At 38.8% G+C, this 21,867-nt stretch carries 24 protein-coding genes; 22 read left to right on the top strand and 2 right to left on the bottom strand.

Annotated elements, in window-relative coordinates; all coding sequences use genetic code 11:
• Positions 1-82 precede the first annotated feature (82 nt).
• The 3 genes from QR40_RS23965 to QR40_RS23955 all read left to right on the top strand — a co-directional run bounded on the left by QR40_RS23965 (position 83) and on the right by QR40_RS23955 (position 2,321).
• Positions 83-754: a response regulator transcription factor gene (locus QR40_RS23965; protein WP_044297086.1), complete on the top strand. Its 672-nt coding sequence runs from the start codon at positions 83-85 to the stop codon at positions 752-754.
• Entirely contained in the window at positions 755-1,768 is a 1,014-nt protein-coding gene (locus QR40_RS23960) for a sensor histidine kinase (RefSeq protein ID WP_044297085.1), read from the top strand.
• A 196-nt stretch (positions 1,769-1,964) separates the two neighbouring features.
• Complete coding sequence (locus QR40_RS23955) at positions 1,965-2,321, top strand: response regulator (RefSeq protein WP_160295869.1); 357 nt, start codon at positions 1,965-1,967, stop codon at positions 2,319-2,321.
• Positions 2,322-2,334: 13 nt separating this feature from the next.
• Here QR40_RS23955 and QR40_RS32705 read toward each other — a convergent pair whose 3' ends face one another.
• On the bottom strand, positions 2,335-2,460 hold the full coding sequence (locus QR40_RS32705; protein WP_276325461.1) for a hypothetical protein: 126 nt from the start codon (positions 2,458-2,460) through the stop codon (positions 2,335-2,337).
• 329 nt (positions 2,461-2,789) lie between these two features.
• On the opposite strand from QR40_RS32705, the gene QR40_RS33850 reads away from it, so the two are divergent.
• From QR40_RS33850 to QR40_RS23900, 13 genes are all read left to right on the top strand, one after another.
• Positions 2,790-3,050, top strand: coding sequence for an Ig-like domain-containing protein (locus QR40_RS33850; protein WP_081999034.1), 261 nt, complete (start codon positions 2,790-2,792; stop codon positions 3,048-3,050).
• Between the two features lie 251 nt (positions 3,051-3,301).
• Complete coding sequence (locus QR40_RS23950; protein WP_044297083.1) at positions 3,302-4,240, top strand: leucine-rich repeat domain-containing protein; 939 nt, start codon at positions 3,302-3,304, stop codon at positions 4,238-4,240.
• Positions 4,241-4,755: 515 nt separating this feature from the next.
• Positions 4,756-4,893, top strand: coding sequence for a hypothetical protein (locus tag QR40_RS31940; protein ID WP_160295868.1), 138 nt, complete (start codon positions 4,756-4,758; stop codon positions 4,891-4,893).
• A 158-nt stretch (positions 4,894-5,051) separates the two neighbouring features.
• Entirely contained in the window at positions 5,052-5,723 is a 672-nt protein-coding gene (locus QR40_RS30280) for a helix-turn-helix domain-containing protein (protein ID WP_052431034.1), read from the top strand.
• 510 nt (positions 5,724-6,233) lie between these two features.
• Positions 6,234-7,001: an ABC transporter ATP-binding protein gene (locus tag QR40_RS23940; protein WP_027294760.1), complete on the top strand. Its 768-nt coding sequence runs from the start codon at positions 6,234-6,236 to the stop codon at positions 6,999-7,001.
• The gene (locus tag QR40_RS23935; protein ID WP_044297081.1) at positions 6,994-8,979 is read left to right on the top strand and encodes an ABC transporter permease; all 1,986 of its coding nucleotides are present in this window, start codon (positions 6,994-6,996) and stop codon (positions 8,977-8,979) included. Before QR40_RS23940 ends, QR40_RS23935 begins: the two co-directional genes overlap by 8 nt.
• Before the next feature lie 175 nt (positions 8,980-9,154).
• A complete protein-coding gene (locus tag QR40_RS23930; protein WP_027294758.1) occupies positions 9,155-9,748 on the top strand; it encodes a recombinase family protein in 594 nt (197 codons plus the stop codon).
• Positions 9,749-9,924: 176 nt separating this feature from the next.
• Positions 9,925-10,173 carry a hypothetical protein gene (locus QR40_RS23925; protein WP_027294757.1) on the top strand — a complete coding sequence of 83 codons (249 nt, stop codon included), beginning with the start codon at positions 9,925-9,927 and terminating at the stop codon, positions 10,171-10,173.
• A gap of 369 nt (positions 10,174-10,542) precedes the next feature.
• Positions 10,543-10,932, top strand: a complete 390-nt coding sequence (locus QR40_RS23920; RefSeq protein WP_027294756.1) for a GntR family transcriptional regulator — start codon at positions 10,543-10,545, stop codon at positions 10,930-10,932.
• On the top strand, positions 10,910-11,812 hold the full coding sequence (locus QR40_RS23915) for an ABC transporter ATP-binding protein (protein ID WP_027294755.1): 903 nt from the start codon (positions 10,910-10,912) through the stop codon (positions 11,810-11,812). Before QR40_RS23920 ends, QR40_RS23915 begins: the two co-directional genes overlap by 23 nt.
• Positions 11,787-13,796, top strand: coding sequence for a DUF6449 domain-containing protein (locus QR40_RS23910; RefSeq protein WP_044297080.1), 2,010 nt, complete (start codon positions 11,787-11,789; stop codon positions 13,794-13,796). Before QR40_RS23915 ends, QR40_RS23910 begins: the two co-directional genes overlap by 26 nt.
• 113 nt (positions 13,797-13,909) lie before the next feature.
• A complete protein-coding gene (locus QR40_RS23905) occupies positions 13,910-14,899 on the top strand; it encodes a 2-hydroxyacid dehydrogenase (RefSeq protein ID WP_044297078.1) in 990 nt (329 codons plus the stop codon).
• 84 nt (positions 14,900-14,983) lie between these two features.
• The gene (locus tag QR40_RS23900; RefSeq protein WP_027294752.1) at positions 14,984-15,280 is read left to right on the top strand and encodes a DUF3892 domain-containing protein; all 297 of its coding nucleotides are present in this window, start codon (positions 14,984-14,986) and stop codon (positions 15,278-15,280) included.
• A 125-nt stretch (positions 15,281-15,405) separates the two neighbouring features.
• On the opposite strand, the gene QR40_RS23895 is transcribed toward QR40_RS23900, so the two are convergent.
• A complete protein-coding gene (locus tag QR40_RS23895; protein ID WP_027294751.1) occupies positions 15,406-15,978 on the bottom strand; it encodes a xanthine phosphoribosyltransferase in 573 nt (190 codons plus the stop codon).
• Between the two features lie 215 nt (positions 15,979-16,193).
• On the opposite strand from QR40_RS23895, the gene QR40_RS23890 reads away from it, so the two are divergent.
• From QR40_RS23890 to QR40_RS23865, 6 genes are all read left to right on the top strand, one after another.
• Positions 16,194-17,513: a uracil-xanthine permease family protein gene (locus tag QR40_RS23890; protein ID WP_044297077.1), complete on the top strand. Its 1,320-nt coding sequence runs from the start codon at positions 16,194-16,196 to the stop codon at positions 17,511-17,513.
• A gap of 76 nt (positions 17,514-17,589) precedes the next feature.
• On the top strand, positions 17,590-18,801 hold the full coding sequence (locus QR40_RS23885) for an ABC transporter substrate-binding protein (RefSeq protein WP_052431033.1): 1,212 nt from the start codon (positions 17,590-17,592) through the stop codon (positions 18,799-18,801).
• Positions 18,802-18,851: 50 nt separating this feature from the next.
• Positions 18,852-19,844, top strand: a complete 993-nt coding sequence (locus QR40_RS23880; RefSeq protein WP_027294749.1) for a FecCD family ABC transporter permease — start codon at positions 18,852-18,854, stop codon at positions 19,842-19,844.
• Positions 19,834-20,670, top strand: a complete 837-nt coding sequence (locus QR40_RS23875) for an ABC transporter ATP-binding protein (RefSeq protein ID WP_044289461.1) — start codon at positions 19,834-19,836, stop codon at positions 20,668-20,670. The genes QR40_RS23880 and QR40_RS23875 overlap by 11 nt, the downstream gene beginning before the upstream one ends.
• Positions 20,618-21,394, top strand: coding sequence for an FAD binding domain-containing protein (locus QR40_RS23870; RefSeq protein ID WP_027294748.1), 777 nt, complete (start codon positions 20,618-20,620; stop codon positions 21,392-21,394). The genes QR40_RS23875 and QR40_RS23870 overlap by 53 nt, the downstream gene beginning before the upstream one ends.
• A gap of 2 nt (positions 21,395-21,396) precedes the next feature.
• Positions 21,397-21,852, top strand: a complete 456-nt coding sequence (locus QR40_RS23865) for a (2Fe-2S)-binding protein (protein WP_027294747.1) — start codon at positions 21,397-21,399, stop codon at positions 21,850-21,852.
• Positions 21,853-21,867 lie beyond the last annotated feature (15 nt).

The raw sequence follows: 21,867 nt of genomic DNA, 5'->3' as shown, positions 1-21,867 counted from the left end.
ATACTATGATGGAGGTACAGTATATTAAAAAGTGGGAAAGATTATACTGATAACAAGCGCATGATAGTGAAAGGATGACAGAATGTATAAAATATTGATTGTGGAAGATGATATGGTAATCGCTTCGTCTGTAAAGGATTATTTGCGGACATGGGGGATGGAAACCAGTGTTGTCACAGATTTTGAGAAAGTCATGGAAAATTTTATTGCATTTGATCCGCAGCTGGTATTGATGGATATTACACTGCCGTTTTTCAATGGATATCACTGGTGTCAGGAAATCAGGAAGATCTCTAAGGTTCCGATTGTTTTTCTTTCTTCTATGAGTGATAACATGAATATTGTAATGGCGATAAATATGGGTGGAGATGACTTTATAACCAAGCCATTTGATTTAACGGTACTTGCGGCGAAAGTTCAGGCAATGCTTCGAAGAACATATGCATTTCAGGGTCAGACTAATGTATTAGAACATAATGGTGCTATACTAAATTTGAGTGATACCACTTTATTATATCAGGAACAAAAAACAGATCTGACAAAAAATGATTTTAAAATCCTTCAGATCTTAATGGAGAATGCAGGGAAGGTGGTATCCCGTGAAGCTATTATGGAGCGTCTATGGGAAAGTGACAGCTTTATTGATGATAATACGCTGACTGTTAATATCACCAGGCTGCGTAAAAAGTTAGAAGATATAGGCCTTGCCGGATTTATTGTAACAAAAAAGGGAATAGGATATATGGTGGTCTGAATGGAAAAAATCAAGGAATATAAGATAATCGGCAGATTTATAATAGACCATCTGATGCAGATATTGGCAATCTTCATATTTTCCTTCATCTTCCTGCTGATTTTTTATTTATATGGCATTCCGGCTAAGATCTATAGTTATGCATTTTTACTGTGCTTTGCTGTTGGAGCTGTTATGTGTACGATTAGTTATTGGAAATATCGTAGCAAGCATTTAGCACTTTATGGGCTTTTTGGCAGGATTACCGTAGAATGTAATGATTTTCCAAATGCAGGAAATTTACTGGAGAAAGATTACCAGGAAATATTATTAAAACTTTTTCGTTACAGTGCTCAGGAAAAAGAACAGGAAGAGCGCAGCAAAAAAGATATGATGGATTATTACACATTGTGGGCACATCAGATCAAAACTCCGATTACCGCAATGCGCCTTCTGATTCAAGTAGAGGACAATGCCAGAAATCAGGGGCTTTTACAGCAGCTGCTTAAAATTGAGCGGTATGTTGATATGGTATTGCAATATCTGCGTATGGAGAATATGTCGGCAGATTTAAAGCTTCAGGAATATAAAGTACTGGATTTGGTTCGAAAAGCGGTAAAGCAGGATAGTTCTGTGTTCATTTACCGTAAGATTCCTTTCGAATTAAAAGAAATGGATAATACAGTGATAACTGATGAAAAATGGATGGTTTTTGTGATCGAACAGATTTTATCTAACTCACTTAAATATACCAATGAAGGAAAAATATCGGTTTACATGGATCCAGATGAACGTGAGACCTTAATTATCGAAGATACCGGTATCGGGATTCAGGAAGAGGATCTTCCCCGTATATTTGAAAATGGATTTACCGGATATAATGGACGAATGGGAAAGAAGTCTACCGGAATTGGGTTATATCTTTGCAAGAAGATATTAGATAGGCTTGGACATTCCATAAAAGTTTCTTCAAAGGTTGGACAGGGCACCCGGATTGCAATTGATCTGTACAGAGAACATCTGGAAACGGAATAAATAGATAGTAATATATGATTTAAATTAAGGAGCGGCTCCAGTGGGAGCCGCTGTTTTTGGTTTCATTTTCAGGATCATACTTGATGGTGTAGTTTTGATGTCATTGATAAAATATACTAAAGGCACATTGAAGTATGAAAAGTACTTGAAAAGCGCTGAAAATGAAGTGAAAGTGAGTAGAGAGGAGTGTTGCAGAATGAATATAATGGTGGTTGACAGTAATCAACAGCATCTGGATGATCTTGTAGCTAAAATACAGCTGGTGTTTACAAATGATACAGTAGTTTCTTTTACAGATCCTTTGCTGGCAGTTAAATACGCACATAACAGTCGTGTAGATCAATTATTTACAGAGGTTTTAATGCGTAGAATAGATGGATTTATGCTGGTATCCAGGGTGCGTAAATGTAATCCGCAGGCCAATGTCATTTTTGTAACGGAAAACGACCGATATATTCGGGAAGCAACCGCCATTTGTGCAGATGGTTATCTTATCAAACCTATTTCTATAAAAAAACTTGAGGGATGCATGGAGTGGCAGCCCTATACATAATTAGTTGTAAAATTCATTCACTGCTGCAAAAAAAAGCATGAAATCCTGCTGCCGGAGCTACATTGCCCATTGCTATGGTATCTTCCGGTATATGTGTCATCATATCAGCCATAATATGATTACTGGCTAGAATTAGCATTGTGGTGGCTTCATAGGGGATAAATTATGATGTGGCAGCCAATGAAATGGTGATTTCAGAGTAGTCGATAGGACAATAACAATTGATGTGCATCAGGCGCTCAACAATTCAGTTTAAGGATGTTGAAATATGGTATAAAGGCGTCGGTATATCTTTTAATAAATGTAATTGCAGAGTAAAAAATCATGTATTTCAATGCTCATATTAGTGGATTGTAAAAAAAGAGAATGAGGAATAAAACTAAATCTGCTCAGAAAAACTGGAGTTTTTCCGGTTATACATGTAACATGTACAGTAAAAGACAACAGTGAAGTTAAGCTACCTGCAATATAAATGTTAAGGAGAGAAAGGCTACCAAGGTAAAACTAAGCCGTAAGAGACTAACACTGAAAGTTGGCAGGAAATTCGCACTGAAAGCAACGGTATATCCAAAGAACACAACAGATACGAAAAAATGGACAATAAACAAAAAAGGAATTGTTAAGGTTTCCAGCAAGGGTGTAGTCACTGGGCTTAAGAAGGGGAGAAGTAGAATCACGCTTAAGACAAGCAGTGGAAAAAGCGCATATTGTAATGTGAAAGTAGAATAAGATTTAAGGATAGAGGCGTACTTTGGTATGTCTCTATTTTTTTGAAAGCATTTATCTACGATGTGTAATGAATAATATTACCAACTAGACGAGGATGGCTACCAGTTAGTCAATAGGGGGGTGAAAAATTGATGAAAATATGATATATATTTAAATATAATACTGTGAACTTTTTGTGAAAATATAGGAAGAAGGGAGAAGAGTGCTTCTAAATAAAATCTAAACAAGATCTTAATTATGAGGAGAAGAATATGTATAGAAAAAAACAAATATTTTTGACATCATTAGTTATTTTAATGTGTGTATTGATGCCGTTGAATGTAATGGCTGCAAAAAGTAAAATTATTCCTAATGACGAAACTGGAATACCAGATAGAGTTTTGTATCAAACTATATTACGTGAAGTTGGAAAAAGCAAAAATTTTACAGAAAAAGATGCAGAAAAAATAAAGCGATTAGACGCCAGTAAAGATAAAATAAAAAACAAAATAAAAACATTAAAAGGAATAGGAAAGCTTAAAAATCTAACTAAATTAGATGTTTCGTCTAATAATATAAAATCCTTATCGGGTATAGAAAATTTATTCAATTTAACTAGTTTATATGCTGATCATAATCAAATTACAAATATTAACCCAATAAAAAACTTATTTAATATAAGATATGTTTCGTTGAATTATAATAAAATATCAAGTTTAAAAAGTATTGAAAAATTAACACAACTAGAATCACTTGATGTTCAGATTAATAAAATAAAAAAAATACCAGACCTAAATCGATATACAAGTCTTTCAGAAATCGGACTAAAGTATAATAAAATAAGTGAAGAAGAACTTAATAAAAAAATACCACGGCATTGGAGAAGAAATAGTATTTGGTATAAGAGTACCGTTAAACTTCAGAATTTAGTAAAAACTATAACGCTTGTTAAACCTACATCTTTTAGTGTTATCAATAAAAACACAAAAAAAATATCAGGTATTGCAAATAAAAATTCAACAATATCCCTTAGAGATCCAAAGGGTAAAAAGATTGTTTCCGTTAAAACGGATAGAAAAGGCAAGTTTACATTTAGAAATCTAAACCTGAAAAAATGGGCAGGAATGACATTATCTTTACAGTCATTTGTTGTCGATCAACTTTATGGGGAAAAGAACATATTGAAAGAAGTTAAATTTACAGTCCGCTAACAGTAGTAAAGAGCATAACATTTGTTAATCCTTCATCCTATAAAAAGATTAATAAAAATACTAAGATAATATCAGGCATTACAAATAAGAATTCAAAAATAGTGTTAAGAGATCCTAGTGGGAATAAAATTGCAGCAGTTAAATCAGATAGGAGAGGTAAATTTACATTTAAAAACTTAAATCTTATTCAATGGGCAAATAAACGATTGACATTAGAGGCATATGTAGTGGACTCGTTTTATAATGACGATAACGAATCTTATACATTGAAAGAAGTTAATTTTATTGTCCAAAATTAATAACCAAATCATTTTAAATTAAACACCACAATAACAAGCCTGTAACCGCTTAAACGCAGTTATGGGCTTATTTAATTTAAGGCAAACGTGGATAGCTTTTACAGCTCACCCGAGGGCGGATAGTCCAGAACCGGGCAGTTAGCAGAATCCCCGGAGCATGACGGCATCCAGTCAGGAGGGCATTTGGCAAACGGTTTAAATAGGAGGAAAACAGGAATGACAAAAAAGGAAATGATAAAGCGGAAACAGAGAAAAGAGTTATGGGGTTTTGCAGAGCTTACCGATGCAACCGAGCTTATGGTCCAAATGGTGAAAGCCGCAGGGGTGACGGAGCAGCTGAAATCTGTTGCGTGAAATGTAGATCAACAATGATCGATTGAACATTTGTTAAATTCTACTGTTAGTTTACTTTATTTTTGCGCAATTCTACTGTATGTTTCTTGTGTGAATGCTTTTTTTCTTGTAAAATAAACATATAAATATACGAAGGAGTTTAGTATGAAAAATAAAAAATGGGACAGTTAATATCAGAGTTACGAAAATCGAATCAAATGACACAAAAAGATTTGGCGGCAAAACTTCACGTCAGCGATAAGGCAGTATCGAAATGGGAATGTGGGCTAAGTTTCCCTGACATTTCATTGCTATTGCCTCTTTCAGACATTCTTGGAATCACAATAGCGGAATTGCTAAATGGCGAAAAAAATAATTCGGAAGAGGCAAATATGAAAGCAAGTATCCACAATGCTTTGGAATATGGAGTAAAGACAGCAATGGGCAAAATTAAAATGACCCAAAATATCTGGGCTGCTGTTTTTTCCTTTTTTCTTCTATTGGCTATCATTGTAGTATCCCTTGTAAATTTAATGGTTTCCAATACATTTACATGGTCTCTCATACCAATTAGTGTGAGCATTTTTGCATGGCTTGTATTTTTTCCTGCGATAAAGTTTGGGATGAAGGGAATCATCGGTTCGCTCATCAATATAAGCATTTTTCTTGTACCATTTTTGTATGTGCTTGATTATGCGATAAATAGTTTAACGGAGTACCATGTACCGATTTTTTCCATGGGTATTAGTATAGCACCCATTCTGATAGTGTTTTTTTGGGTTGCATTTTTCCTCTTCAAAAAATTGAGGGCAAGAAAGTTGCTTACAGTGCTGTTTTGTTGTTGCTTTTAAGCCCAGTAACCTTTATGGTGAACCTTTTTCTTGATGTAACACAGGGGCAAGGGCAAATATGGTCGAGTACACTCTCTATTATAAATGCTCTAATTCCGTTAGCGGCCGCCGTCATACTCTTTATCCTATACTATGTTATTTATTGGAAAAAGAGCAAAGTATAATCAATTTCCCCATAACTCGTTCTTGAAATAGAACCATACCTATGACAGATAGAGTTTATAATATTATAAAGGAAAAAAAGAAATACTACTTTATTAATAAAAAAACTTCACACCATTTTTACACCATTTGACCATGGAGATATAAGGTTTTATAAGGATTTATATGAAAGCTAAAATGCTGAAACCCCTCTAATATGGGCATATATGTAGATATCAGGAGTTATATATTACTTTACAACCTTACAGAAATGTAAGCTATCGAATAGAAAATGTAAGCTAATATTATGGCAGTCCATTTCTTTTTTTATTACAATAAGATCAGAAAAAGTTAGAGAGGAAGAAGACTATGGCACTTTTAGAAGTAAAAAATTTAAAAAAAATATATACCACCCGTTTTGGAGGGAATCAGGTACAGGCATTAACCGATGTGAATTTCTCTGTTGAGGAAGGCGAGTATGTCGCTATTATGGGGGAGTCCGGATCCGGTAAAACCACGTTATTGAATATACTTGCATCTTTGGACAAACCAACCAGCGGAGATGTTTTGTTAAATGGAAATAGTATGTTGTCGGTAAAAGACAAAGGTCTTGCGGCATTTCGCAGAGAGAACCTGGGTTTTGTTTTTCAGGATTTCAATTTGCTGGATACTTTTTCATTAGAAGATAATATTTATCTGCCGCTGGTTTTATCCGGTAAAAATTATAAAGAGATGCGTCAGAGACTGGAACCTCTGGCAGAGAAACTGCACATTCAGGATATTTTGAAGAAATATCCATATGAAGTTTCCGGAGGTCAGAAACAGAGAGCAGCGGCGGCAAGAGCTTTGATTACAAATCCCCAGATTGTATTGGCAGATGAGCCTACCGGTGCGCTGGATTCAAAATCATCGGATCAGATGTTAAAGTTGTTTTCCCGTATTAATAAGGAAGGGCAGACAATTCTAATGGTAACCCACAGTACCAGGGCTGCAAGCCATGCGCAGCGCGTATTGTTTATAAAAGACGGTGAGGTATTCCATCAGTTATACAGAGGATCTATGAATAATGATGCCATGTTCCAGAAAATAACGGAGACCTTGACGGTATTAGCGTCAGGAGGTGAAGAGAATGCGTAATTCTTTTTACCCTAAAATGGCAGTAACGAACATTCGTAAAAATGCCGGAATGTATGTGCCTTATATGCTGACCTGCATATGTACGATTATCATGTATCTGGTTATGAGTGCTATTTCGGGCAATCCGGGAATCGATGAGATGCGTGGGAGTGAATCGTTAAGAATGGTATTGCAATTTGGGCAGTCAATCATAGCAATTTTTTCAGTGATTTTTCTGTTCTATACGAATAGCTTCTTAATGAAGCGCCGGAAAAAAGAACTGGGGCTATACAGTATCCTGGGCCTGGAAAAGCGCCATATAGGCAGAATATTGCTCTATGAATGTATTTTTACCTCTGCCGTATCCCTTGGGATTGGATTATTGGGGGGAATTTTAATTAGTAAACTGATGTTCCTGATCCTGCTTAAGCTGATTCAGACAAATGTAGATTTTGAATTTATCATGAGTAGGGATGCGATTTGCAGTACGCTGATTCTTTTTGGGATTATATTTGCCTGTACGCTGCTTTCAAATCTTTTTATGACTGGAAAAAGTAAACCGATTGAGCTTCTCTACGGAGGGAATAAGGGGGAAAAAGAGCCCAAGGCAAGATGGATCACAGCTCTTATTGGATTAATATGTACGGCTGTCGGCTATTTTATGGCAATTACCGTGAAATCTCCGATTGATGCATTGATTCAGTTTTTCATTGCAGTTTTGCTTGTCATTGTAGGCACCTACCTCTTGTTTATTACCGGAAGCATAGCGCTTCTTAAAATACTGAAGAAAAACAAGGCGTTTTATTACCGGCAAAAGCATTTCACATCTGTTTCCGGTATGATCTACCGCATGAAGCAGAATGCAGTAGGACTTGCAAATATCTGTATTCTCAGTACAGGGGTTCTGCTCAGTATCGCAACAACGATTTCTCTAAATATCGGAATTGAAGAATTGATTCATAATATGTATCCGGAGCAATATTCTATGACTTCCTACCATGCAACAGAAGAGGAAGTGGAGCAGATGAAGAATATTGTATATCAAGAAGCTGAAAAAAATAATATCAAGGTAAAGGATTATTTTCAATACCGCTATAATTCACTGGGAGTTTCTCAGATAGATAATGAATTACAGTTAGTGGGAGTGGATCAGGGAAATCTCAGCGCCTGTATGTTAATGACCGTTGACAATTATAATGAGGTAATGGGTACGGATAAGAAACTGGCAGAAGATGAGGTGCTGATCATTGACTTTAAGAAAAGCTTTGCCTATCCAACCTTAAGAATAGGGAGCAGTGAATATAAAGTATCTGAAGAAATCAAAGATAATGATATGATAGCAAACCTTACAATTAATATGCTGGATGGGTATGGAGTCGTTTTTGCAAATCAGGAGATTATCAATAATATTTGTATAGCCGCAGGTACAGACATAAATTCGGGAAGTGAGGAACCGGATACTTTTATTGGATTTAATGCAGACGGAGACCAGAAAACACTGGATCATTATACTAATGTACTTCATAAGAAATTGAGGACAATGCTGGAAGCCAGTGAAGATCTTTTTATTAACCTCAGCGACAGAGACAGTGGAGCAGCTATGCTCAGGGCATCAATTAGCAGTTTCTTATTTATTGGCGTATTTATAGGAGTCTTATTCCTGATGGCAACTGTTTTGATTATTTATTATAAGCAGATTTCTGAAGGATATGAAGATAAAGAACGATTTTCTATTATGCAGAAGGTGGGGATGAGTAAAGGAGAAGTAAAAAAGAGTATAAGGAGTCAGATTCTCACGGTCTTTTTCCTCCCATTGGTAGTTGCGATCCTGCATGTAGCAGCAGCATTTAACATGATGAGCAAACTTTTATTTATGTTTGGTTTATTCAATACGGATCTATTTGTAATATGCACAATCGGTACCATTATCATTTTTGCCATCATATATAGTTTTGTATTTACAATGACGGCTAAGACATATTATAAAATAGTTGGCTGATATTTAAAAAGTAACATCTATAAAAACAGTACTTTTTCTTTATTTCTAACGAAATAGAGGCAGAAAGTACTGTTTTTTCTTGTAATAATGGTAATTACCATAAATTGGTAATAATTTTCTGCTCATTTTCCGTTATCATAATTTCATACGAAAGAAGAAAGGATATGATGAGATTATGAAAACATACGGTTATATCAGAGTGTCATCCAAGGACCAGAACGAGGATAGGCAGCTGCTTGCACTACAGGCACTGCCTGTTTTAATGGAGAATATCTATATGGATAAGCTCAGTGGAAAGGATTTTAACCGGCCCGCATATAAAAAGCTGGTACGAAGGATGAAAGAGGGGGATTTGCTGGTGATTAAGAGCATTGACCGGCTGGGGAGAAATTATGAAGAAATTATTTATCAGTGGAGAGTATTGACAAAAGAGAAAAAAATAGATATCTATGTGCTGGATATGCCATTGCTGGATACCAGGCAGGGTAAGGATCTGATGGGTACTTTTATTGCTGATTTAGTGCTGCAGCTATTAAGCTTTGTAGCGGAAAATGAAAGACAGAATATAAGAACCAGGCAGGCGGAGGGGATTGCAGCAGCGCGTTTGAAAGGGGTTCGCTTTGGAAGGCCGCGGAAACCGATTCATCCGGATTTCCCGAAATGGAGAAAGGTTTGGCTGAATGGAGAAATATCCAGCCGCAAGGCGGCAAAGAAAATGGGAATTTCCCATCAGACATTTCTTAATTGGTTAAAAATGGAAAATAATTAAATTTTTATCAAAAATTGTAGACTTTTTTTGCCAGTTAAAGTAGACTTTTTTTGACATACTATGTATAATACTAAATGTAGGGTTAAATGCTATTATTTACCACTTTCTAATCTGTCAAAAAAAGTCTACTTTTCTAGACGGATGTTATCATATTGTTCGGAAAGGAAGCACAAATTATGGAGAACTTTAATAAGTCTGTACTGGATATTTTAGCGCAGGAGCTTGACTGTTATGTTTCAGACTTGCGCCAGGTAAATACAAAATACAATAAGACAAAGATATGTGCAGCCATCAAAGGTATCCCGGCATTGCAATTCCCGGCAAGTGAATGGAATGTAACCATAAACTATATGTTAGAAGAAGATGCAGACTATCAGAATTCCGAAGAAGCCAGAGATTATTTGTTAAAAAGCTTAGGAGCGTAGGTGCACATAAATATAATATATACATTCATACATATCAGGGAGTAAAAGAGCTTTTGTATTGAGTATGTGGGCGGTAAGAGTCAGTATGGAAAAAATTCAAAGAAATGGTACGAATTGTGCAGCAATCCGGGTAGTTTTCACGCATAGGTGAGAATAGCCCGGCTTTTTTTGTGCGGAATCTTAAAGATTCCCATTTGATAAAGTAAGATTTCTGAACTACCGAATGTAAAGTGCGGTCTTCAGGCTAAGTAGAATTGATGTTTTAAATCTTTAGATTTTCCTAAGAAATATAGCGTTGACAAAAACAATGTATGTGTACTAATATAGATAGTACAGATAATATGGCAGTATTTCAGAAAGGAGAGTCTCATGATTATTGTTGACTACAAAGACAGGCGGCCCATTTATGAGCAAATTGTGGAAAAGTTTCAAATGCTGATTGTGAAGGGTGTAATGGAGCCTGACAGTCAGATGCCTTCTGTACGCAAGCTGGCAATGGATTTATCAATCAACCCCAATACAATCCAGAAAGCTTATACGCAACTGGAGCAGCAGGGATTTATCTACCCTGTAAAAGGAAAGGGGAATTTTGTCACAGGAGACAGAAATCTGCTGATACAAAAGAAGAAAGTTGTTTTTGATGATTTTCAGACGGTTGTATCACAGGGAAAGGAATTAGGAATCACGAGGGATGAATTTTACATTAAAGTTGATGAGGTGTATGGGGAGGTAAAGTATGATAGAAGTAATGTCCATTAGTAAGTCATTTGGCGACATTAAAGCAATTACGGATATCAGCACTACGATTCGGGAGGGTTCCGTATTTGGCTTGGTTGGAACCAACGGAGCCGGAAAAAGTACCTTCATGAGAATTCTGAGTGGGATATTAAAGGCAGACAAAGGATCTGTCAAGATTGATAATATGGAAGTTTTTGAAAATATTCAGGCAAAAAAGTTAATTTGCTTTATCCCCGACACACCGTATTATTTTAACAATGCTACGGTAAAGGAAATGATGGAGTATTATAAAATTATCTATCCGGAGTTCAGTGAATTTCGATTTATAGAACTGATAGAAAAATTTGGACTGGATATGAAACGCAAAATCAATACATTTTCAAAAGGTATGAAAAAACAGGTATCTGTATTGCTTGGAATTTGCACTAACACGAAATATCTGCTGTGTGATGAAACGTTTGACGGGCTTGACCCGGTTATGAGACAGGCGGTAAAGAGTATCTTTGCAAGTGAAATTTTAAACAGGGAGTTTACGCCGATTATTGCGTCCCATAACTTAAGAGAGTTGGAAGATATCTGCGACCACGTGGGTCTGCTGCATGAAGGCGGTATCCTGTTGTCAAGAGATCTGGAAGATATGAGATTTGAAATCCATAAGCTGCAGTATGTAATTCAGAACCCTACGGCGGAAGAGGAAATTCTAAAAGAGCTGGATGTAATGCAGTATGAAAAGAGAGGTTCTCTTGTATCCCTCACCGTACGCGGTAAGAAGGAAGCAATTCTGGCATTGGTTGGAAGCAAGAAACCTTTATTTTATGAAATACTTCCACTGTCGCTTGAGGAAATATTTATTAGTGAAACGGAGGTGGCAGGATATGACATCAAAAATCTCATTCTCTAAGTTATTGAAGCAGGATTTGAAACGAAGCGGCGGCATTATAGCGATTATCTCTCTGGTATTTTTCCTGCTATTTACGGTACGGGGGATATTTACCTTAGACCAGATGCTGGCAAGCCTTAAAAATGGAGGCTGCACCATGAAAGAAGTAACGGCACAGTTTGCCGATCTTCTGAGTTATAACGGTGTCATTATTTTTCTCACAGTATCCAGTGCAGTTTTATGCGGTGTATCCAGATTTTGCTATCTGCATTCTTCTACAAAACTGGATTTTTACCACAGTCTTCCCATTAAGAGAGACCACTTCTTCTGGGTGCAGTTTTTAAGTGGAATTTTGCAGTTTGTGGTACCTTTTCTTGTAAATATGCTGATTGTTCTGTTCATCGGGGCACTTAGAGGAGTAACTACCGGCGGAGTAGTGGGTCAGGTGCTGCTGGGAGGATTTATTCATATTTTATTCTACCTGCTGCTTTATATAACGGTAATTCTTGCCATGATGCTCACAGGTAAAATTGTGGTGGGTATACTTGCTGTAACCGTATTTTTGTTGTATCTGCCCGGAGTTATTTTCCTGGCGACAGGACTATTTAGTATCTTCTTTAAAACATTTTATCAGAATGAAAGTTTCTGGATGCAGCTGGCGGAATATTTTTCACCTCTTTTCCTTTATGGACTAACGGTTGGAGCTGCCAGTGAGGGATCAATGTTCCTGAAAGAACTGCTGATTGCAATAGCGGCATTCGCAGCAATGCTTGTAATCGTGCTTTATCTGTACCGTATACGCTCTTCTGAAGCATCTGAGCGTGCAATAGCATTTCCAAAATCAGAATCGGTTATTAAATTCCTGTTGGTAGTTCCCATATCAATCGGGTGCGGATTTATAGCCCATATGATGGCAATTGAAGGTAAGGACCTTTGGCTGGCATTTGGTGTGATTTTTGGCGGAGTAATAAGCAGTGCGATTATTGAGTTTATTTATCATATTGATTTTACAAAAGTATTGGCTAGAAAGAAACTGATGCTGGCATCGCTGATCGTATCATTTGCGATTATTGGAATATTCCGGTTCGATGTATTTGGTTATGACCGCAATATACCTAAAGAAGAAAATGTGGAAAGTGCAGCTATCTGGATTGACGGCCTGGCAACCAATGTATACGAGAAGTGGAGTGACAATGGAATTTACATTTCCGGTACCGATACGAAATCATATGTACTGGATCATATGCAGGTGACAAAGATGGACAGCATTTATGAAATCGTAGAGTCTGCTATAAATAAACCGGAAGATGTATCAACGAATTATGTGATTGTGAAATACCGTCTGAAAAACGGAAAAGAAAAGATTCGTTCCTATCAGGCAGAGCATAGTGTACTTGAAAAAGCATTAGCAGATCTTTATCAGACACAGGAGTTTAAAGAAGGATTATATCCGGCAATTAATCTGACTGGAGATGAGGTCGGCAAGATAGAGCTGGTGAAAACGGATGAATCCATTCAGCTGAATCTGAACAGCAAGCAGCTTATTTCTCTGGTTGATACCTTCCGGGAAGAACTTGCAAATATGAAATACGAAGACATGAAAGCATCCAGTCTGGTCAGCATCCGGTTAGAGGGAATCAATAAAAAGGTTCCAAGTGGAACGTATACCTTATATCCCTGCTTTGAAAAAACTCTGGCACTGTTGAAGGAATATGGTCACAGTGTAGACGCAAAACTTGACCCGGATAAGGTGATTTCAATGAGAGTTTTGAAGTATGAAGAAAAGGGCAGCCGGGAAGAAGTCTTTAGCTCGAAGGAAGATTTCAAGGAAATTGCGGAAAATCTGGTAAATTCAGGTGGAAATGACTACTTCCTGTTTCCCCAGTCTTCCGCTTACGATGTGAACGTAACTTATAAAAATGAAAAGGGTGATACCATAACAAGCTATATGTACTTGTATAATGATAACATCCCCCAGTGTATCAAGGACAGATTTGATGATTGATGAAAAATCGGAGCCTATCATCCAATTAAAAAGCGTGTTATAATAATAGAGCATCCTGTGACTTTAGCTGCAGGATGCTCTATTACCTTTTAAATAAGAAGAGGAGGTATCACATGAAGATTTTATTTTTTGGAACAAAGAATTACGATGAAGAATTTTTTTCGAAAATACTGCAGGATAAAACATATGAAGATCTTGACATCACATATATAGAGCCAAATCTGACACCGGAAACGGCCAGTCTGGCATGGGGATATGATGCAGTCTGCGCATTTGTAAATATGGATTTGAGCGCACCCGCTATAGATATGCTGAATAAATGCGGTGTGAAATTAATTCTGATGCGCTCGGCAGGATATAATAATGTAGATCTGGACCAGGCAAAAAAATATGGTATTACGGTTATGCATGTACCCGGGTATTCACCGGAAGCGGTGGCAGAACATGCAATGGCGCTGGTTCTGACCGCAAACCGTCATACTCATAAGGCTTATATTAAAGGCCGTGAAAATGATTTCAGCTTAAGCGGTCTAATGGGAGTTAATCTCTATGGTAAAACTGCCGGTATCATAGGCACCGGTAAAATCGGAATAGCAATGGCACGAATCTGCAGAGGATTTGGCATGCGGGTGATCGGATATGACCTTTATCCTAACAATACGCTGGACTTTTTGGAATATGTGGATCTGGATATACTGTTAAAGGAATCGGATTTGATTTCCCTTCATTGTCCTATGTTTGAAAATACCTATCATTTAATTAATACGGAAACGATTAATAAAATGAAAGATGGTGTTATACTGGTCAATACATCCAGAGGCGGACTTATCAAAACAGAAGATCTCATAAAGGGAATCAGAGAAGGAAAGTTCTTTGCCGTGGGTCTGGATGTGTATGAAGAAGAAAATGGCAGTGTGTATGAAGATCTCTCTGAGAGAATACTGGGTCATTCTACAATGGCAAGGCTATTATCTTTTCCGAATGTAATGGTTACATCCCACCAGGGTTTTTTTACAAAAGAGGCATTAAATGCAATCAGTCAGACAACGGTTGATAATGCTATGGCATTCATAAACGGGGTTAAAAACGGAAATGAATTATAATAAATTTTAGCGGGTGTAAAGGAAAGATCTATGTATAACCTGCGGGGATTTGCAGACACTATTTCTGACAGGAGGTGTCATACAATGGAAGATAATAATACATTGGGTATTGCCCTGGCACGTAATGCCTTAGATCAAATTCCCAATCCTCAAAGTGATGCACAAACAATTATAGGCCTTGTTAAGAATGGGGGACGTGTTACCGGTTATCAATTATCGGACGGTTCAACCGTTTCTAAAGAAGAAGGAGTATTCCTTGCAAAAGAAGGGGGTATCCGGGGTGTGGGTATTGCACACCGCAATGGTTCGGAATACCTGAAGTCACTACCTGACGATACAGAAAATAATAACCTGAGTAATCTGCCATCTGTATCAGGCTGAGCGAAGTAAATCTGCCGGTCAGAAGTTTCAGACAATTTAAAAGGATGGTATGCCATAATGAAATTTTGTTATGGCATGTCATCCTTTTTATATAATCCTTTTTAATAGGAAATGATAGAGAATAATTAACCGCGGAATGTTAATCCGTCATCAGTCATAGATTCTACAATGGCAAGAGATTCCAGATGAACGCCCTGTTCCCGTATCATGGAGCCGCCTTCCTGAAATCCTTTTTCAATGACGATTCCGGCGCCTTCAATAGTTGCACCGGCCTGTTTCACAATTTCAATCAGTCCTCTGAGCGCGCATCCGTTTGCCAGGAAGTCATCGATAATTAATACATGGTCATCTGCGTTTAAGAAACGTTTTGACAAAATGACATCGTATGTACGTTTGTGGGTAAAAGATTCTACCTTTGACTGGTATACATCGCCATCAATATTAATACTCTGTGCTTTTTTTGCAAAAATTACCGGAACGTTAAAATATTGAGCTGCAATACAGGCAATGCCGATGCCGGATGCTTCTATGGTTAAGATCTTAGTAATCTTATCGCTGGGAAAGCGTCTTCGGAACTCTTTTCCGATTTCATTAATTAACTGGATGTCCATCTGATGATTCAAAAAGCTGTCCACTTTTAATACATGACCGGGCTTTACTACGCCATCTTTTAAAATACGATCTTTTAATAACTGCATTTCTTTAATTCCTCCACTGGGTTGATGTTATTTTATCATACAATATTCTAAACGGTATTACAATCATTTCTTGTAGAAAAATCTGTTTTTATGTGGAAAAATCTTTTTTTTATGAAAGTGTCGGTTGTCAGAAAAGTAACAATATGTTAGAATGCTACAGTACAGTTTTGTAAGGAGTACAAAACTGAGAAAAATGAAGTTACAGGAGAGAAAAGATGAAGGAAAACAAAAACGGCAGTATCTATGAACTGAACGGAGTAGTTCCCCTGCGAAAGGCAATTCCTCTGGGGATTCAGCATGTCCTGGCAATGTTCCTGGGAAATATTTCCCCTCTGATCATTGTATGCGGTATGCTGGATATGGCTCTGGATTTAAAGACCAGTCTCATTCAGAATGCAATGTTTATTGCAGGTGTGGCAACGTTAATTCAGCTGTATCCGATTTGGAAAGTCGGAAGTAAGCTTCCCATTGTAATGGGAACCAGTTCCGGTTTTATCGGAACGGCGAAGGCAGTAGGAGCAAGCTTTGGATACGGAGCACTTATGGGAGCATCCCTTGTGGGTGGTATTTTTGAGATTATACTTGGTTTTTTTATCAAACCATTGCGGAAATTATTCCCACCGGTTGTTACAAGCCTGGTAATTATATCGATCGGATTATCCTTACTTCCGGTTGGAATTAAATATTTTGGCGGTGGTGCCGGGAGCGAGGATTTTGGAAGCTGGCAGCATTTACTGGTAGGAACGGTGGTTATTCTTGTAATCATAGTTCTGAAACAGTTTAAGAAAAGCTTTTTAAGTACAGCATCTATTTTAATTGGAATCATTATGGGTTACATATTGGCAATCTGTTTGGGAATGGTTAATTTTACTCAGGTACAGGATGCAGCCTGGTTCAGCCTTCCAACTTTTATGCCGGTGAAAATGGAATTTAACCTTCAGGCAATTATTGCAATGGGAATTATGTTTATTGCAACAACTGTGGAGACTGTAGGTGATATTTCCGGTATTACAAACGGAGGTCTGGACAGAGAACCTACTCATGAAGAACTTCAGGGCGGTGTCATTGCAGATGGTTTTGGAAGTTTTCTAGGAGCATTGTTTGGTGTCCTTCCAAATACTTCCTTTAGCCAGAATGTCGGTCTTGTTGCAGTTACTAAGGTGGTAAACCGTTTTGTTATTATGACCGGTGCGGTATTTTTAATCCTTTGCGGTTTCTGCCCGAAACTCAGCGCATTGTTTTCCGTAATGCCTCAGTCTGTACTGGGAGGAGCGGCTGTAATTATGTTCGCAATGATTCTGGTAAGCGGACTGCAGTCACTGCTTCGTGAAAAAATTGATGACAGAAATGGTCTGATCATTGCGATGGCAATCGGTCTTGGCGTAGGAATCGGAAATGTTCCGGAAGTACTGGCGCAGATGCCGGCATGGGTTGGTAACATTTTTGCACAAAACGGTATCATTATGACATTTGTAATTGCTACTGTTTTGAATCTGGTACTTCCAAAATCAAAGACAGAAGCAGCAGAACAGTAAGAAAAGGGTCTGTTACAGGGATATTATAATGTCCGGTTTCAGGCTGTGTTACTGAAAATTGGATGGAGAGAAGCATATGAAAAACAAATTTGTAAATAAAATTACCGGTATGATGCTGGCGGCAACACTGGTAATCGGTTCGTTAGCCGGCTGCGGTGCAGCAGCGGATCAAAAAACGGAAACACAGGCGGCAACATCAGCCCAGTCAGAAACGGCTGCAGAGACAGCAAATACAGAACAAACAGAAAACGGGAAACAGACAGAAAAGGGGAAACAGACAGAGACAGGTCAGCAGACGGAAACAGCGGAAGATGCGGATACGCAGACAGCTTCTGATTCCGAAGGCACAGCGGCAGCAGAAGGGGAAATCACCGTAACGGATCAAATCGGCAGAGAGGTTACCCTGAAAGCGCCGGCTAAGAAAATTGTTTCTTCTTATTATATATCAACTGCCATTGCCATTGCTCTTGGTCTTCAGGATGATCTGGTTGGAATTGAAATGAAGGCAGATACCCGTGAACTGTATAAGAAAGCGGCTCCTGAATTATTAGAACTTCCGGCTGTTGGTTCCGGTAAAGGAATCAACGTTGAGGAAACGGCAAATTTAGAACCGGATGTAGTAATTCTGCCTAAGAAGTTAAAAGACTCTGTGGAGCAGTTTGAAAAACTGGATATTCCGGTAATGGTAGTGGATCCGGAAACTTTGGATAACTACAGGGATTGTGTGTCACTCATGGGCAAAATTGCCGGTGTATCGGATAAAGCATCCGAATTAAATGATTACTATCAGCTGAAGATGGATGAAGTAGAAGAGATGACCAGAGATCTGACGGATAAACCTACCGTTTATCTTGCTGCAGGAAGCAGTTATTTAAGTACCTGTACCTCAAAAATGTACCAGAACGATCTGATAGCAATGGCTGGCGGTACAAATGTGTCGCAGGGGCTGGAAGATGGATACTGGGCGGAAGTCTCACCAGAACAGCTGTTAGAATGGAATCCCGGGTATATCTTTGCAGTAAGTTATGCAGAATATAATCTTACCGATATTACCTCAGATGCGAAATTATCTGAAGTGCAGGCAGTAAAAGATGAAAATGTAAAAATGTTCCCATCTAACATAGAGCCTTGGGATTATCCGACGCCGTCATCGGTGCTTGGAATTCTCTGGCTGACGCATGTACTTCATCCGGATCTATATTCAGAAGAGGAATATATACAGGAAGCCCAGGATTTCTACCAGAATTTCTTTGGCATTCAGGTAGAGGCATCTGATCTGGGGCTGTGATTGAAAAGTTATTGCCGCAGGATGCTGACTAAGATTTAAAAAGGAGTTATATGAATACGAGAAAAAGGTTTTGGATTTTGACGATCATATTAGTTTGTGTCATATTTTTGTCTTGCTGTGTAGGGCGGTACGAGTTATCCCTGTCGGATATCTTCGCCATTATAACAGGGCAGGGTAAAAGTGTAATGGACAGGAAACTATTTTACCAGATTCGTCTGCCCAGAACCTTTTTCGTCGTCTTATCCGGAGGGGCATTAGCGCTGGCCGGTACGGTATATCAGGCAGTTTTCCAGAATCCTTTAGTATCACCGGATGTTCTGGGTGTGAGCAGCGGATGTTCTGTGGGAGGAATTCTGGGAATTCTGTTTCTGGGACATTCGGCTCTGATTGCACAGGGAGTGACTTTTGCATTTGGAATGGGTACCGTAGCACTGGCTATGCTGCTTGTTTCCTGGATGCGGGGAAACAAACGTTATCTGATGATTATTGCCGGAATTATAGTAGGATCTTTAGCGGATTCAGTTATTATATTTCTAAAGTATACGGCAGATCCCAACAGGGAACTGGCTGCAATCGAATACTGGCTGATGGGGAGTTTTCAAAATGCAGGATGGGATTCCATCATCAGAGTGCTGCCGTTTATGGCCGGGGCAGGACTTTTACTTTTTTTATTCCGCTGGAAAATGAAAGTTTTAATTCTTGGAGATGAAGAAGCGGACGGCCTGGGCATTTCGCCGCATTTTGTAAGGAATATTTCTTTGATATGTGCTACAATACTGGTAGCGGTCGTAGTAAGCGAGGCAGGCGTGGTATCCTGGATTGGTCTGATTGCACCGCACCTGATCCGGATGTTCAACGGAGACGATTATGTTAAGAATTTTTTCCAAAGTATTTTATTGGGCAGTATCCTGCTGCTGTTAGCTGACATCTGTTCCAGGAGCCTGGCACAGTCGGAGATACCAATCAGCATTTTCACCTCTTTCTTTGGAGCAGCAGTATTGGTGATATTCTTATGCAGAGGGAAAAACAGACATGAAAATTAGGGTAGAAAACGCATCGGTTTCATTTGGAAAAAAAGAGATATTACAAGGAATTAGTATATCCCTGCCGGAAAAAGAACTGGTTATGGTCATTGGACCGAATGGCTGCGGGAAAACAACGTTTCTGCGCCTGCTGATGGGATTTCAGAAACCACAGAGCGGCATGGTGTTTTATAATGATATTTCGCTTCAAGACCATACCGTTCTGGAAAAAAGCAGAAAAATGGCTTATATGCCGCAAAATCCCCGCAGACAGGAAGATGATGAAGTATTTGATTATGTACTGTTAGGGGTTACTCCTTATCTGAATTATTTTTCCCTTCCGGGAAAGGAAGAGAAGGAGCAGGCTGAGCAGGTATTGGCAGAACTGGGACTTAGCGAATTTAAAAACCGCAGAATGGGTACCTTAAGCGGCGGTGAGCAGCAGATGGTGAACTTTGCCAGAGCCAGAATGCAGAATACACCCTGGCTGATTTTAGATGAGCCGATGGCTTCTCTGGATTATAGCCGCCAGCATGAATTTATGCACCGTCTGGTAGAGTATGAGAAGCGGTATGGGCAGGGAATTCTCATGAGTGTCCATGATCCGAATTTTGCACTGCGTTATGCAGACAGGGTTATTGTAATGGGATATGGTAAGATAGAGGGCATAGTAAGCCGCAGGGAAAATGAATTTGAAAATAAGCTGACCGGGATATTGAACAAGTCATACGATGGTCATTTACAATTAATAGAAAAAGAAGATTATCATTTTTATTACTGGAAGGAGGAAACACATGTTTCGTGCAAAGGAATTTGTGAAAGCAGAGAGTCTGAAAGAAGCTTATGAATTAAACCAGAAGAGAAGCAGCATTGTTCTGGGAGGATTCGTCTGGCTGAAGATGGGCGACAGGAATAAGCAGACAGCGATTGATCTGTCTGGACTGGGGTTGGATACCATTGAGGAGAATGATTTAGAATTTTCCATTGGAGCGATGTGTTCGCTTCGGATGCTGGAAACCCATGAGGGGCTGAAAAAAGCTTTTGGGGATATTTTTAAAGAATGTACCCGCCATATTGTAGGTGTACAATTTCGTAATTGTGCAACAGTGGGAGGGAGTATTTTCGGGAGATTTGGATTTTCGGATATCCTTACCTGTATGATGGCGCTGGATACTTATGTGGAATTATATAAGGGAGGAATAATTCCTCTGAAGGAATTTGTAAATTTGCCAAAGGATTCAGACATACTGGTACGTGTGATTATCAAAAAGGATGGCCGTAAGGCGGCTTATATGTCAGAGAGACAGACTAAGACAGATTTTCCGGTCATAGCCTGTTGTGTGGCAAAAGATAACGACAGATGGTATGTGGCAGTGGGTGCCAGACCTTACCGTGCTATGCAGGTTACGCTGACTGCAGATGAGACAAAGACTTTGGAGGATCTGGCAAAAGAAGCATCCGTCAGATTTTCTTATGGCAGCAATTTAAGAGGAAGTGCAGAGTACCGGGAACATCTGGCAAAAGTCTGTATCAGGCGCTGTGCCTGTAAAATTACAGGAGGTGAGGCATAAGTATGGAGATTAAATTTCTTTTAAACGGAAAACCGGTAACTGCAAGTATTGAAGCAGATGCTGTTTTGTTAGATGTAGTACGTGAAAAAGGCTGTTACAGCGTCAAGCGGGGATGTGAGACAGCGAACTGCGGACTGTGCACCGTTCTGGTTGATCAAACTCCGGTATTGTCCTGTTCCACACTGGCGGCGCGGGTTAACGGGAAACAGGTCATGACACTGGAGGGAATGCAGGAAGAAGCAAAGGCATTTGGGACATTCCTCGCTAACGAAGGAGCGGAACAGTGCGGGTTTTGCAGTCCCGGTTTTATTATGAATGTGTTGGCCATGGAAAAGGAATTGGTAAAACCTACCGAAGAGGAAATAAAAGAATACCTGGCCGGCAATCTTTGCAGATGCACGGGATATATGGGGCAGCTTCGGGCGATCCATAAATATTTGAACAGGGAGGAGAAATAGTTTGAAGGAACGGAG

Source organism: Robinsoniella peoriensis (assembly GCF_000797495.1).
Taxonomy (GTDB): domain Bacteria; phylum Bacillota; class Clostridia; order Lachnospirales; family Lachnospiraceae; genus Robinsoniella; species Robinsoniella peoriensis.
The sequence above is the reverse complement of the archived record's forward strand: the minus strand, read 5'-3'. Positions and strand labels throughout refer to the sequence as shown.

Excerpts from the sequence above, each read along its gene's own strand:
- QR40_RS23965 (WP_044297086.1), top strand. The coding sequence starts at position 83 with ATGTATAAAATATTGATTGTGGAAGATGATATGGTAATCGCTTCGTCT.
- QR40_RS23960 (WP_044297085.1), top strand. The coding sequence starts at position 755 with ATGGAAAAAATCAAGGAATATAAGATAATCGGCAGATTTATAATAGAC.
- QR40_RS23955 (WP_160295869.1), top strand. The coding sequence starts at position 1,965 with ATGAATATAATGGTGGTTGACAGTAATCAACAGCATCTGGATGATCTT.
- QR40_RS32705 (WP_276325461.1), bottom strand. The coding sequence starts at position 2,460 with ATGCTAATTCTAGCCAGTAATCATATTATGGCTGATATGATGACACAT.
- QR40_RS23950 (WP_044297083.1), top strand. The coding sequence starts at position 3,302 with ATGTATAGAAAAAAACAAATATTTTTGACATCATTAGTTATTTTAATG.
- QR40_RS31940 (WP_160295868.1), top strand. The coding sequence starts at position 4,756 with ATGACAAAAAAGGAAATGATAAAGCGGAAACAGAGAAAAGAGTTATGG.
- QR40_RS30280 (WP_052431034.1), top strand. The coding sequence starts at position 5,052 with ATGGGACAGTTAATATCAGAGTTACGAAAATCGAATCAAATGACACAA.
- QR40_RS23940 (WP_027294760.1), top strand. The coding sequence starts at position 6,234 with ATGGCACTTTTAGAAGTAAAAAATTTAAAAAAAATATATACCACCCGT.
- QR40_RS23935 (WP_044297081.1), top strand. The coding sequence starts at position 6,994 with ATGCGTAATTCTTTTTACCCTAAAATGGCAGTAACGAACATTCGTAAA.
- QR40_RS23930 (WP_027294758.1), top strand. The coding sequence starts at position 9,155 with ATGAAAACATACGGTTATATCAGAGTGTCATCCAAGGACCAGAACGAG.
- QR40_RS23925 (WP_027294757.1), top strand. The coding sequence starts at position 9,925 with ATGGAGAACTTTAATAAGTCTGTACTGGATATTTTAGCGCAGGAGCTT.
- QR40_RS23920 (WP_027294756.1), top strand. The coding sequence starts at position 10,543 with ATGATTATTGTTGACTACAAAGACAGGCGGCCCATTTATGAGCAAATT.
- QR40_RS23915 (WP_027294755.1), top strand. The coding sequence starts at position 10,910 with ATGATAGAAGTAATGTCCATTAGTAAGTCATTTGGCGACATTAAAGCA.
- QR40_RS23910 (WP_044297080.1), top strand. The coding sequence starts at position 11,787 with ATGACATCAAAAATCTCATTCTCTAAGTTATTGAAGCAGGATTTGAAA.
- QR40_RS23905 (WP_044297078.1), top strand. The coding sequence starts at position 13,910 with ATGAAGATTTTATTTTTTGGAACAAAGAATTACGATGAAGAATTTTTT.
- QR40_RS23900 (WP_027294752.1), top strand. The coding sequence starts at position 14,984 with ATGGAAGATAATAATACATTGGGTATTGCCCTGGCACGTAATGCCTTA.
- QR40_RS23895 (WP_027294751.1), bottom strand. The coding sequence starts at position 15,978 with ATGCAGTTATTAAAAGATCGTATTTTAAAAGATGGCGTAGTAAAGCCC.
- QR40_RS23890 (WP_044297077.1), top strand. The coding sequence starts at position 16,194 with ATGAAGGAAAACAAAAACGGCAGTATCTATGAACTGAACGGAGTAGTT.
- QR40_RS23885 (WP_052431033.1), top strand. The coding sequence starts at position 17,590 with ATGAAAAACAAATTTGTAAATAAAATTACCGGTATGATGCTGGCGGCA.
- QR40_RS23880 (WP_027294749.1), top strand. The coding sequence starts at position 18,852 with ATGAATACGAGAAAAAGGTTTTGGATTTTGACGATCATATTAGTTTGT.
- QR40_RS23875 (WP_044289461.1), top strand. The coding sequence starts at position 19,834 with ATGAAAATTAGGGTAGAAAACGCATCGGTTTCATTTGGAAAAAAAGAG.
- QR40_RS23870 (WP_027294748.1), top strand. The coding sequence starts at position 20,618 with ATGTTTCGTGCAAAGGAATTTGTGAAAGCAGAGAGTCTGAAAGAAGCT.
- QR40_RS23865 (WP_027294747.1), top strand. The coding sequence starts at position 21,397 with ATGGAGATTAAATTTCTTTTAAACGGAAAACCGGTAACTGCAAGTATT.